Source organism: Microcoleus sp. B4-D4 (assembly GCF_036705185.1).
Taxonomy (GTDB): domain Bacteria; phylum Cyanobacteriota; class Cyanobacteriia; order Cyanobacteriales; family Microcoleaceae; genus Microcoleus.
This window is the reverse complement of sequence record NZ_JAUBTX010000031.1, coordinates 20,517-33,284: the sequence shown is the minus strand read 5'-3', so window position 1 is coordinate 33,284 and position 12,768 is coordinate 20,517. Positions and strand designations below refer to the sequence as shown.

11 protein-coding genes and 1 pseudogene are annotated in these 12,768 nt (G+C 47.0%); 8 read left to right on the top strand and 4 right to left on the bottom strand.

Annotated features, from left to right (window positions below; genetic code table 11):
* Nucleotides 1–202: 202 nt before the first annotated feature.
* From QUB13_RS20720 to QUB13_RS20700, 5 genes are all read left to right on the top strand, one after another.
* The gene (locus tag QUB13_RS20720; protein ID WP_333086962.1) at nt 203–532 is read left to right on the top strand and encodes a hypothetical protein; all 330 of its coding nucleotides are present in this window, start codon (nt 203–205) and stop codon (nt 530–532) included.
* A gap of 197 nt (nt 533–729) precedes the next feature.
* On the top strand, nt 730–2,259 hold the full coding sequence (psbB, locus tag QUB13_RS20715) for a photosystem II chlorophyll-binding protein CP47 (protein ID WP_194009222.1): 1,530 nt from the start codon (nt 730–732) through the stop codon (nt 2,257–2,259).
* Nucleotides 2,260–2,402: 143 nt separating this feature from the next.
* On the top strand, nt 2,403–2,498 hold the full coding sequence (locus tag QUB13_RS20710) for a photosystem II reaction center protein T (RefSeq protein ID WP_083622085.1): 96 nt from the start codon (nt 2,403–2,405) through the stop codon (nt 2,496–2,498).
* Nucleotides 2,499–2,764: 266 nt separating this feature from the next.
* On the top strand, nt 2,765–3,322 hold the full coding sequence (nrdR, locus tag QUB13_RS20705; RefSeq protein WP_194009242.1) for a transcriptional regulator NrdR: 558 nt from the start codon (nt 2,765–2,767) through the stop codon (nt 3,320–3,322).
* Between the two features lie 267 nt (nt 3,323–3,589).
* Nucleotides 3,590–4,828, top strand: a complete 1,239-nt coding sequence (locus tag QUB13_RS20700) for a 30S ribosomal protein S1 (RefSeq protein ID WP_333384158.1) — start codon at nt 3,590–3,592, stop codon at nt 4,826–4,828.
* Between the two features lie 355 nt (nt 4,829–5,183).
* Here the strand turns inward: QUB13_RS20700 and QUB13_RS20695 are convergent, their stop codons facing one another.
* Nucleotides 5,184–7,136 carry a HAMP domain-containing sensor histidine kinase gene (locus QUB13_RS20695; protein ID WP_333384155.1) on the bottom strand — a complete coding sequence of 651 codons (1,953 nt, stop codon included), beginning with the start codon at nt 7,134–7,136 and terminating at the stop codon, nt 5,184–5,186.
* A gap of 297 nt (nt 7,137–7,433) precedes the next feature.
* On the opposite strand from QUB13_RS20695, the gene QUB13_RS20690 reads away from it, so the two are divergent.
* Both QUB13_RS20690 and QUB13_RS20685 read left to right on the top strand, forming a co-directional pair.
* A complete protein-coding gene (locus QUB13_RS20690; RefSeq protein ID WP_333384153.1) occupies nt 7,434–7,631 on the top strand; it encodes a hypothetical protein in 198 nt (65 codons plus the stop codon).
* A 318-nt stretch (nt 7,632–7,949) separates the two neighbouring features.
* Nucleotides 7,950–9,117: pseudogene (locus tag QUB13_RS20685) on the top strand (RNA-guided endonuclease InsQ/TnpB family protein).
* A 47-nt stretch (nt 9,118–9,164) separates the two neighbouring features.
* Here the strand turns inward: QUB13_RS20685 and argJ are convergent.
* The 3 genes from argJ to QUB13_RS20670 form a co-directional block, all read right to left on the bottom strand.
* Complete coding sequence (argJ, locus tag QUB13_RS20680; protein ID WP_333114468.1) at nt 9,165–10,406, bottom strand: bifunctional ornithine acetyltransferase/N-acetylglutamate synthase; 1,242 nt, start codon at nt 10,404–10,406, stop codon at nt 9,165–9,167.
* Nucleotides 10,407–10,727: 321 nt separating this feature from the next.
* Nucleotides 10,728–10,868: a hypothetical protein gene (locus QUB13_RS20675; RefSeq protein ID WP_194009217.1), complete on the bottom strand. Its 141-nt coding sequence runs from the start codon at nt 10,866–10,868 to the stop codon at nt 10,728–10,730.
* A 64-nt stretch (nt 10,869–10,932) separates the two neighbouring features.
* A complete protein-coding gene (locus QUB13_RS20670; protein WP_194009216.1) occupies nt 10,933–11,127 on the bottom strand; it encodes a hypothetical protein in 195 nt (64 codons plus the stop codon).
* A 445-nt stretch (nt 11,128–11,572) separates the two neighbouring features.
* Between QUB13_RS20670 and QUB13_RS20665 the strand changes: the two genes are divergently transcribed.
* A complete protein-coding gene (locus tag QUB13_RS20665; RefSeq protein WP_333384148.1) occupies nt 11,573–12,667 on the top strand; it encodes a Get3/ArsA fold putative tail anchor-mediating ATPase NosAFP in 1,095 nt (364 codons plus the stop codon).
* Nucleotides 12,668–12,768: the final 101 nt, after the last annotated feature.

Genomic DNA, 12,768 nt, shown 5'->3' with positions numbered 1-12,768 from the left:
AGCAAGGAGTCTTTATGTAATTAATTTTGTGTAGTTACTTATAGTATAATCAAAGGTTTTGTCAAATATCGAACTGTCATAATTGAGGTAAACTAATCCAGATCTCAGTCATGCGATCGCCCGTAACATCCACCACGATCGATCGCCCTCAACACAACCATCTGCGCTATAACAACAAATAATTAACAACCGTACACAGCAAATGAAATATTTTTTCTTATCCGACGGCTGGAAAGTCGGGCGCGTCTGGGGGGTTGGTGGCGAGTGGACAGCCGCCGCCTGGAGACGACAGCCGGATATCCAACAGCTCAACCTCTGTCTTTCGGATCGAAATGAAAAAATGTGGCTCTACCGCGTAGAAGACGCTGTACTCATGGTAGAAGTCCAGCCCGGAACCCCCCTAGATCCGGCAGATCCAGGAAAAAATATTGGCAACGTCACCCTTACCAGACTCATCGATGCCGAGCAAGTTCTCGAACGCCTCGGGGCGATCGCCGCCCGCTGCTCGATCGATAGCCCACAATTAATGTAATGTCGAACATATTGCAATCGGTTCTAACACTCGATACACTTCTTTAAATAACTTTCATTTTTATACCTCCTCCTGTGAAGGTAGAAAGGATTCGGCAAAAGGCAGAATTTAAACCCCGGACATCACCGCTCGGGATGGAAAATCTGAATTTTCCGTCAAAATGACATCATCACTTACACCTTGGAGAACCGCAGTCAATGGGACTACCCTGGTATCGCGTACACACAGTCGTCTTAAATGACCCAGGCCGATTGATTTCTGTACACTTAATGCACACTGCCCTCGTGGCAGGTTGGGCCGGCTCGATGGCCCTTTACGAACTAGCAATTTTCGATCCCTCAGACCACATTCTGAACCCGATGTGGCGTCAAGGGATGTTCGTGCTGCCCTTCATGACTCGCTTGGGAGTCACCGGTTCTTGGAACGGTTGGAGCGTCACGGGCCAAGGTAACGTCGATCCTGGCTTCTGGTCTTTTGAAGGCGTTGCGATCGCTCACATCATCCTCTCGGGTTTACTGTTCTTAGCAGCAGTCTGGCACTGGGTATTCTGGGACTTGGAGCTCTTCAGAGACTCCCGCACCGGCGAACCCGCCCTCGACTTGCCAAAAATGTTTGGCATTCACCTGTTCCTCTCCGGCTTGCTCTGCTTCGGCTTCGGCGCATTTCACCTTTCGGGACTTTTCGGCCCGGGAATGTGGGTGTCCGACCCCTACGGCCTGACCGGTCACGTCCAGGCAGTGGCGCCTTCTTGGGGCCCTGAAGGCTTCGATCCGTTCAATCCGGGCGGCATCGTGGCTCACCACATTGCAGCGGGCGTAGTCGGCGTAATTGCCGGTTTGTTCCACTTGAGCGTGCGGCCGCCGGAACGTCTTTACAAAGCCCTGCGGATGGGGAATATCGAAACTGTACTTTCTAGCAGTATCGCTGCTGTGTTCTTCGCCGCCTTTGTGGTTGCGGGTACGATGTGGTACGGTTCTGCTGCTACTCCGATCGAACTTTTTGGCCCTACTCGCTATCAGTGGGACAGCAACTATTTCCAACAAGAAATCGATCGCAGAGCCCAAGCTAGCTTAGCCTCCGGCCAAAGCTTCCAACAAGCTTACGAGCAAATTCCTGAAAAATTGGCTTTCTACGACTACGTGGGCAACTCTCCGGCTAAAGGCGGTTTGTTCCGCGCTGGCCCGATGGTCAACGGTGACGGTATCGCCAAAACCTGGCTCGGCCATGCAGTATTTACTGACAGTGAAGGTCGGGTATTGTCGGTGCGCCGCCTCCCGAACTTCTTTGAAACTTTCCCAGTCGTTTTGACGGACAAAGATGGAGTCGTTCGCGCTGACATCCCCTTCCGCCGTGCTGAATCAAAATACAGCTTTGAACAAACGGGAGTTACTGTCAGCTTTTACGGTGGCGAATTTGACGGTCAAACCTTTGATAATCCTTTAGATGTTAAGAGGTTTGCTCTGGCATCCCAAAAGGGTGAACTCTTTGAATTCGATCGCGAAACCTTGAAGTCTGACGGTGTTTACCGCACTTCGACTCGCGGTTGGTTCACTTTCGGACACGCTTGCTTTGCTTTGCTGTTCTTCTTCGGCCATATCTGGCACGGTTCTCGGACAATCTTCCGTGACGTGTTTGCTGGAGTTGAGGCTGACCTCGAAGAACAAGTCGAGTGGGGCTTGTTCCAAAAACTGGGCGACGTGACCACAAGAAGAGAAGAATCTATCTAGTTTTCGCCAGCCCCACGGGCAGGCCGGAAACTTCCCCGGTACAAAAAACCCGGTTTCTTCAAGAAACCGGGTTTTTTTAGTTAAAAATAAAACCAGCAATTAAGATAAAATAAGACAGCAAGGGAAGATAGGGAAAATTTAACATGGAAAGCGTTGCTTACATTTTGATTCTGGCTTTAGCTTTAGGTGTACTATTTTTTGCGATCGCCTTTCGGGAACCACCCCGGATTGGCAAATAATTAGCCCTACGGCGGAGGTCAAGGGGTATCAACAACGGTCTAAAAACCTTTGTATCTCTCGTTTATAGCCCAGGATCGATCCCCTGGCATACTAAGCGGGAATCGGCTCTAGTCATCAAACAGTAGACTGATACTAGGTTTTAGTTCAAGTTGACACATAAACTCACTGCCGGAGTGCCGAGTCATTTTTCTAGTCCAGTCATTCATCTAACCGCGCGGTCAGATGAATGGCAATTTGCTGGCAACGCCTGTTAAAATCAGCAATCATGCGCTGTTCCTCCTGCCAACATACAAATAGTCGCGTTCTCGAATCGCGTTCAGCCGAATCAGGTCAAAGCATCCGTCGGCGGCGCGAGTGTTTGAGATGCCAGCACCGCTTTACAACTTACGAACGCATAGAATTTGTGCCGATTACAGTGATCAAGCGGGACGGCAAGCGCGAATCTTTTGACAGGTCAAAATTAGTCAGGGGACTGGTTCGGGCCTGCGAAAAAACTGGTTTGTCCTCCGGGCAGCTAGAAACTCTGGCAGAAGAAATTGAAGCGCAACTCCAAGGTCGATCGATCCGAGAACTCGCCAGCTCAGAAATTGGGGAACTGGTATTGTTGCACCTGCGACCCCTGAGCGAAGTCGCTTACGTGCGCTTTGCCTCAGTATATCGGCAGTTTCGAGGTATCAGAGATTTTGTAGATACCCTAAATCACCTTCAAAATCCGCTCAACGAAGCTCTAGAGCCAGAAAATCAGCCTGATTTTGACGCAGATTCCCTCGATGGCGATCGAGTCGATCGAGAAAGCCCCGCATCCTGCGCTACTGGCAGCTAAACTCCCTTAAATTAATTTATAAAGCAGTATGCAGGTAAGTTATAATGATTTACTTGACTCTGAATGTTACGATTAAACGTTTTAACGTAGAGTTTGCACCAATAGCAGTGGCAAGCCCGGATGCAAAGTTGCACCAGGCAAAAGTTAGCAAAAACTGACTTTAGTAAAAGATTTTGCAAGAAGTTAACCGCTTTTTCACCAAAATCTCTCATATTTGCCGGCACAAACGAAAAACATGAAGGAGAGAAATCCTAGGAAACTATTCGCATGGTCAATCTCAAAACCACAGTCAAAGACATCGGCTTTACTCACGAAGATTTTGCAGCCCTACTCGATAAATATGACTATCACTTTAGCCCGGGCGATGTAGTAGCCGGTACAGTTTTTAGTATAGAACCCAGGGGCGCTCTGATTGATATCGGTGCTAAAACAGCAGCGTACATTCCCATTCAGGAAATGTCGATCAATCGAGTGGAAAGCCCTGAAGAGGTATTGCAATCAAACGAAACCAGAGAATTTTTCATCCTCACCGATGAAAATGAAGACGGACAATTAACCCTGTCCATCCGGCGCATCGAGTATATGCGGGCCTGGGAAAGAGTACGACAACTGCAAGCAGAAGATGCCACGGTGCGATCGCAAGTATTTGCCACCAACCGCGGCGGCGCACTCGTCAGAATTGAAGGGTTGCGAGGCTTTATTCCCGGTTCTCACATCAGTACCCGCAAACCGAAGGAAGAATTAGTCGCCGAAGAATTACCATTAAAATTCTTAGAGGTAGACGAAGACCGCAACCGCCTAGTGTTGAGCCACCGTCGCGCCTTAGTCGAACGGAAGATGAACCGCCTCGAAGTCGGGGAAGTCGTCATCGGTACAGTGCGTGGCATCAAGCCCTACGGTGCCTTTATCGACATCGGCGGAGTCAGCGGCTTGCTGCACATCTCAGAAATTTCGCACGATCACATCGATACGCCTCATAGCGTCTTCAATGTCAACGACGAAGTGAAAGTGATGATCATTGACTTGGACGCTGAGAGAGGCCGGATTTCTCTCTCCACCAAGCAGTTGGAACCCGAACCGGGCGCGATGGTCAAAAATCGCGAATTGGTTTATGAAAAAGCTGAGGAAATGGCAGCTAAGTTCCGCGAAAAAATGCTCGCTCAAAAGCAAGCTAAAGCAGGCATAGACATTCCAGCAGACTCAACAGATGCCTTGGATCTCTCCGACGAAATACTCGAAGACGTACCCTCAGCAATGGAAGAGGACGTGCCGGAGGTAGCAGCCGAAGCAGCACCCGAAGCAGCAGCCGAAGCAGCACCCGAAGCAGTAGAGGAAGCCGCACCCGAAGCAGTAGAGGAAGCCGCACCCGAAGCAGTAGAGGAAGCCGCACCCGAAGCAGTAGAGGAAGCAGCAGCCGAAGCAGCACCCGAAGCAGTAGAGGAAGCAGCAGCCGAAGCCACACCCGAAGCAGTAGAGGAAGAAATCCCTGCTGCGACTGTCGAATAACATCGCAGTCACCGTTACAAAAAGAGGGATTATCCCTCTTTTTTTTGCTTCAACCTCGCAATTACCAGATACATCTTGTCCAGTCGATTGACAACAGAATTATGCCATCGAGAACCCGCGACCTCACGGGACTCTTACCCGACAGCACTCTCGACAATTCAAATATATAATTCCGATGCAGCCGGAAACGATACGATCTAAACCAACATCGCCATCGATTCGCATTAGAGATTATATCAATTCCGGCTGCACTCATACATGATGTTGACTGTTAACTGTTAACTGTTAACAGTCAACAGTCAACAGTCAACAGTCAACAGTGAATTTACTATTCCGATGAAGAGAGGATTTGAGATTAACCATCTCCTGCAGGTATGCGGACAGTAAAAATTGACCCTTTTCCCTCCTCGCTTTCCACCAAAATCTCGCCGCCCATCATCTGACAGTAATGGCGGCTAATTGTGAGTCCCAATCCAGTGCCGCCGTACTTGCGCGTCGCCGAACAATCAGCTTGCACGAAGGCTTCAAACAATTTGTACTGCTGTTCCGCAGACATTCCAATGCCGGTATCTTGAACAGATAAACAAATCCAATCCGATGCTTCAGCACTAGCAATTGGACAAGCAATCGAGCCTGTAGCAATTGAATTTTCAACACCCGACAGCTTAGCTGCCTTAGATTTTCCGGTTCCCTCAATGCGGCTGACGCTGATTTTTACCAAACCGTTTTTAGTAAACTTAGCAGCATTGCTCAGCAGATGCAGCAGCACTTTCCGCAGTTTCGCAAAATCTGCGTGCATTGTGCCGACAGTTTGAGGATTGCACTCTATTTCTAAAACATTGCCATTCTTTTTTACAGACAATTTAGTCGCAATCTCCACATTATCAACCAGGGATGCAATGTCAAATTCTTCGATTTCGAGTTTCACCTCCCCCCCTTGAATTTTAGACAAATCGAGGATATCGTTAACCAAACATAGCAAGTGCGTACCAGCATTTTGAATCTTGTGTAAGTCTGGAACAAAATCCTCTCCTTCAAGCTCTGCCGCCTCTTCTAAAAGTAGTTGGCTGTAGCCGATAATCGCGTTTAAAGGCGTCCGCAACTCGTGGCTCATATTTGCTAAAAACTGGCTTTTGGCAGTGCTAGCAACTAAAGCCTCTTCCTTAGCTTGTTCCAATTCTTTTGTATGTTCCGAAACTCGCTCGATCAGGTGATTGAGAGACACAGCTAATGAGCCTATTTCGTCTTGCCCGGTGACTGGTACTCGCAAATCAAAATTTGACTCTGTGGCTACTTGTTCGGCCACTTGAGTGAGGCTGACGACTGGTTTGGCGATCGCCCGACTGGTGCGGTAAGCCACCATTCCCGCCACTGCTACCGACAGCAGCATACTCATCATAATTATGCCCTTTTCGATGCCTTGAGCGTCCTCCATAACTGCACCGCTTTGCCGCTCTTGCCGCTGGGCAATATCGAGGATTTTGCTAACTTCCTGAAAGCGAGCTTCGAGTTTTTTTGCACCTTCTCCACTTTCTGTAGCCAACAATTTTCTGGCTGACTCTATCTCGCGAGGCGACAGTTGCGATTGCTGGATTTGCTGCAAAGTTAAAGAAAGAGTATCGGCATAGGATTCTAAATTTTTCGTGCAATCTTGTAGTAAAGTTTTGATAACTTCCGGATTTGCCGCCAGCCATGCGGGTTCGCTATCGGCAAATGTTTCTATGTCCAGCCGCAGGTTTTTTGCTTTGACAATACTGTTAAAAAACTGCTGTTTTTGGAGATCCAGTTTGGCGGAATTATCTACAAAAGAATCTAGCTGCGCTCCATGCAATTGTGCCGCCAAGCCTGCATCTTTAAAATTGCCGAGCAATTGCGCTTGTACGTGAGCGTCATGGAACTGTGTTAATCCTTTTCCTTGGTAGTAGTCGGCAATCACCAATCCGCTCATGGAGCCAAGAAAGCCGATTCCTATTGCTAGTAAATACCCGACACCAATTTTTTGATGGATGGGCAACCCCCCAATTTTAGCTGGCAATATTTTATTGAATTTCAAGGATAATCTATCGACAAAATCCTGAATGTACGAGTTTTGATTGGCGGTTTTTACAGAAGCCAGTTGTTCGGAAAAAAAGAGTGGCATCGGCTTACCTGCATTGCTATTTTTGGGGTTAAGTTTTTGCGTTGCTACAGGTTTTACCTGCTGATTTAATGCTTCTAACTCTGGATTTGACTCGCCGTTGCCAAACCAAGCCGCCATCGAAAATTTTTCTTTGTTTTCTGTTTTTTTGAGCAAGTTAATTCTTGACATATGCAACCGCTGTATTGTGTTAAAATCTACCACGCTCTTAAGTTTTCCAAACGGAAAAGCTTGCGGGTTTTCCCGCAGACATCTGTGAAAAAGTATCTTTCACTCTTGTCGAGTCAAAAGATCAACTTAAATTCGGTTGATGTCTAATAGATAATTAGGCTGTTGATGGCTGTTCCAAATTACTTGTTCGACTTGTAAAAGTCTGCGACAGGCAAAAAATGAAATATTTATCCCGGCAGTGAATTATCGCCGCAGGAAATATTACAGGCAGAAAATTCTGTCTGATGAGTTTTGCTTGTGAATTGTCCAAAGCTGAAATTGTCTGTTGACAATGCACCCGATTCCTCAGCTTTGGAGCTTTGCTGTCAGCAATGCGACGATTGCTTGACGGTTTTTGTTGAACATCCGACGACTTCGTACTACAGACTGTCACAAATGCGGCTGCCGATCGAACTTTTGCACCCTGGGGCGATGGCTTATACCCCGCTAGGCTAGGACTTTTGGCACTGCGGCCCCGCTTTCGAGCAGTCTGAGGCAAAGTCATGCAAGTCAAGTATAGCTTTTTGGGTACCGCTTCCGCTGTCGGGGGAGACACAAAGCCTTAGTATTGCTAAGTTAGAGCAATTTACAGTATTTTCCAAGCCACCAAATCACTCTCCCAGCGATGATGGATTTATTGGCGCGAGATTAGGGAGCATCTCAGTTTTGTATTTATAGAACCCAAACTCGCGGTGAAAATAAATTGAGCAACAGCGAATCAATTTTGTGGTAGTGCGCTATGATTTTTTTATCTGTATTAGGCAATCTTGATAAATGTATAAAGCCTACAAGTACAGAATTTATCCTACAGGTGGGCAAGAAGTCTTGCTTGCAAAGTCTTTTGGCTGCGCGAGATGGTTCTGGAACTACGCTTTAAATCTATGTCAAGAAACTTACAAGAATACTGGCAAGGGATTAACTAGAGGGTATACACAAGGCTTACTCCCTGCACTCAAAAAAGAATACGAATGGTTAAAAGAGCCTTATTCTCAATGTTTACAGGTGGTTGCCCTCAATTTATCTACTGCCTATAAAAACTTCTTTGACAAGAGGGCGATGCCGCCCAAATTCAAAGCCAAGCACGGTAGGCAGTCAATTAGTTATCCTCAAAATGTTAAATTTGACGGTGACTATATCCATCTACCTAAGATTGGTTTAGTTTTCTGTCGGCGACATCGTAACTTTGAGGGAAACATTAAGACTGTTACCGTGTCTCGCAACCCGGACGGTAAACATTTTGTTTCTGTTTTGATCTCGGATGGGAAAGCTAAGCCTGAATTAGTGCCAGTTCACAAAGCTATTGGTATTGATGTCGGATTAACTCATTTTGCGATCGCCAGTGATGGTTCTAAGTTTGGCAATCCCAAACATTTTGTCAAGCGTCAACGAAACTTGAAACGCAAGCAGCAAAATCTTGATCGCAAAAATAAAGGTAGTCAAAACAGGAAAAAGGCAATATTGGCAGTGGCAAAAGTCCACTCCAAAATTGCCCGGTGCCGCCAAGATTTTCTGCACAAGCTATCCCGCAAGATAGTTGACGAAAACCAAGTTATTGCAGTATAAAATCTCAATATTAAAGGCATGGTAAAGAATCATAATTTAGCCAAAGCTATTAGTGATGTTGGTAGGGGTATGTTCTGTACGATGCTCAAGTACAAGTCCGAGAGTGAAGGAAAGCAGTATATCGAAATCGATAGATGGTTTCCTAGCTCTAAGACTTGCCATATATGCCTAAATCGAGTTGATAATCTCACTCTTGATATTAGAGCATGGAGTTGTCAGCATTGTGGTCATCACCACGATCGCGATGTCAACGCCGCCATCAACATTAGGAATGAAGCCTTGCGGATTTTGGCGTTAGGAACTAGCGCTTCTGCCGGAGGAGGGGATGTAAGTGGACAAGAGTAAAACTTCGGTTTTGTTGGACACCCCGCCTCGTTGAATCAGGAAGCTGGCGCTGTACCACTTAAGTGGTCAGCGTCTGGTAGTTCACGTCGTATACTCGGCATTAATCTTCACGTAATCGTAACTCAAGTCGCATCCCCAAGCCTTGGCAAAACCGCCGCCATTCCCGACACCAACCTGAATTAAAACCGTGTCTCCCTTCAAATATTCTCCCGAAGCGGCCGCTTTCATATAATTACTCGCAGCAGATTTATCGAACTCTTTGGGTTGGCCGTTTTCCATCATCAAAAAATCTCCCAATTGAATCCGCAAATTTTCCTGTTCAAAAGGAACACCAGCGCGCCCCGCAGCCGCCGCAATCCTGCCCCAATTGGGATCGCGTCCGAAAATAGCAGCTTTCACTAAAGAAGAACCGACTATTGTTTTAGCAATTTTACTGGCAGAAACTTCGTCGGCGGCACCGCTAACTTGCACTTCTACCAAACAAGTTGCACCTTCGCCGTCGCGGGCGATCGCCTTTGCTAAATACACGCAAACTTCTGTCAGCATCGCCTCTAATTTTTCAGCCTCCGGGCCCATTTCTGTAATCGCCGGGGTGCGAGATTGACCGTTGGCCAAAGCAATTAGCGAATCGTTGGTACTGGTATCGCCGTCAACTGTAATTTGATTGAAACTTCTGTCAGCGGCCCGACTCAGCATTTCTTGCCACAAATGCGAGGATACTGCTGCATCACAGGTTACAAATGCTAGCATTGTTGCCATATTCGGGTGAATCATTCCCGAACCTTTGCAAATGCCGCCGACGCGCACGGTGCGATCGCCAAACACGGTTTCTAGGGCGATCGTTTTCGGCACTAAATCAGTCGTACAAATAGCCTTCGCCGCCGCATCGGAACCAGTTTCCGATGCCTCAGCAACTAATCGCGGAATTCCCGCCCTCAGCGGTTCCATTTTAATCCGCTGTCCGATTACTCCTGTGGAGGCCAAAAGAATCGATTCTGGAGGAATATTTAACGCTTCTCCCAACAATTTGGCACTTTCTAGGGCATCTGCCAAACCTTGTTCGCCAGTAGCAGCATTAGCTTGTCCCGCATTGCACAAAATTGCTTTGGCGCTGGGTTTAGTTTGCAAACGCTGGCGACAGTAGTCCACGCAAGCGGCCCGGACGGTGGATGTAGTGAAGACTCCTGCGGCGATCGCGTCTACTTCTGACAAAATTAAACTTAAATCCGGCAAGCCTGAAGGCTTCAAACCCGCTGTAATTCCCGATGCTCGATATCCTCTGGGTGCTGTAACTCCGCCGTCAATTACTTTCCACTCCGACATGATGACCTCCCTAGTAGCCTTCAATCTTCTGAAGAGGGATTATATCATTTTAGATTTTAGATTTTAGATTTTAGATTTTAGATTGCCCGCGACTGATGATTTGGTAAGGGTTGCTCGTTTTCCGGTTTTTCGGCGTGGAAATGCCGTTAAGCGAGGCTGTGCTTTACTTTTTGTATTTAACTAGCAAAAAAAAAATTAATCGCGACTTCCTTTCTAGAGATCGAACTCAAGAAGAAGTCGCGACGGTTTTGTAACTGTCATTATTAATTTTTAGCTAAAAACAACAAACTCGATTCAACTGTCTCGCTGTTAAAAAACGAGTTATTTGCGATCGATACTCGCTGGAGAACCAGCATCTAAACCAACTTCAGCAGCCACACGGCTCAGCATGGATTCCTGACGGTTTTTGACGACGTGTTGGTGGCGCATCATCAGGCTGCGGGCTTGTTCTTGAGTTGACATAACTGGTTTCTCCAAAAAATTATCGGTAATAACTTCGTAGACAATTAGGGAATTTGAGCTTGCCTTAGCTCATGGTGGCGTTGCTGCGATCGTAACTGGATCGAAGGCTTGGCTGCGCTTTGCCTTGAATGTGGCCCCAGTAGTTGGTATCTTCCATTCCGACTTCGCTAGCGGTGCGGTTGAGCATGGATTGCTGCCGATTCTTCACCATGTGGTGGTGGCGCATCATCAGAGAGCGGGCTTGATTTTCGGTAGACATATGCGGTTCCTCCGTATTTTTTTATTTAATGTTGAATTATTTTTTTAGTCCTATTTATAACTATAACAGATAATTCTGTATCTAATGCTACCGAATAAAAAATGTCACAAAATTTTACAATCGCTCGGTAGATCGAGAGTGCAGAAAGTGCGATCGGGCTTTGGGTAATTGATTCAGCCTGCAATTTCAAGCAGCGATCGTTCCTTGAGGTTGTGAATAAAGGCTGGACGGGCGATCGCAAATATTGACCGACAACCAAACTCTAGAATATTGCTAGATCAGTTTGCTTGTAGGTCAGCGACAGGTGAGTGACACTGTAGGAAGTCTGGTAAAAAGTTATTTCGGTAAACTGGCTTGCTAGATAGTTCCTAGAAAACTAGCCAGTCATGGCCGAAAGCATTGATAATTCGTAATCTTACTGAAAATTTGGCACTGAGAACAGAAAATGGCTTTGATTTTGACATTTTTGGGCAAAGGCGGCACTGGCCGCAGCACGATCGCGATCGCAACAGCTAAAAAATACGCAGCTCAAGGCAAGCGAGTTCTGCTGCTCGGCCAAGATCCCGGCCCTGCATTGGGTATTTTGCTAGGAGTTCCCCTGACTCCGAACCCCCAGGAAATCGCCCCCAACCTCAAAGCAGTTCAGGTGCAAAGCGCGCCGCTGCTAGAACGCAGGTGGGACGAAGTTAAACAACTAGAAGCTCAATATGTCCGCACTCCGTTTTTCAAGCAGATTTACGGTCAAGAATTAGGAGTGCTACCGGGAATGGACAGCGCCCTAGCGTTGAACGAACTTCGGGAATACGAGGACAGCAAACAATACGATGTAATTGTATATGACGGCAGCGGCGGCATGGATACGCTGCGGATGCTGGGAATGCCAGAAATTTTGAGCTGGTACATCCGTCGCTTCCGCCAAGCTTTGGTAGATTCGGATTTGGGAAAAGCTTTGTCGCCTTTTATTCAACCGGTTGTCAGCACAGTGTTGACTGTGGATTTGTCGGGAGACAATGCTTTTCAATCTACTAAGCAAGTCGATAATCTTTTGGATAAGGGTAAGGAAGCGCTGGCAGATCCGAACCGCACGGCGGCTTTTTTGGTGACGACTGGGGATGCAAGTGCGATCGCCACAGCCCGCTATCTTTGGGGAAGTTCTCAACAAATTGGTTTGACTGTGGGCGGTGTAATTGTCAATCAATCAGCGGTTACAGAAACAGTTGCTGCAGATTTCGATCCTTTGACGGCTGTTTCGGTTCCGGCGCACAGTGACAATAATTGGCAGCCGCTAATTGATGCTTTGCCAGATTTTTCTGAGGCGGCAAAAGCTCCTCAACCTATTAACATCAACATTGCACAGCGTCAAGTTAGTTTGTTTTTGCCTGGGTTTGACAAGAAAGAAATTAAATTGATTCAATCGGGGCCGGAAGTGACGATCGAAGCGGGCGATCAGCGGCGCAATATTTTGCTGCCTCCGGCGCTAACTGGAAAGTCTGTTACGGGTGCTAAGTTCCTGAATGGTTACTTGATTATTTCTTTTTAGGGTAAGGAAGAAGATCGTTTCTAGTAAGGACTAAAGTCCTTAGTTCCCCGAAAATTATTTGGGGTAGGGAGACGGCATTGCCGTATCCTCTGCGGCCTAAG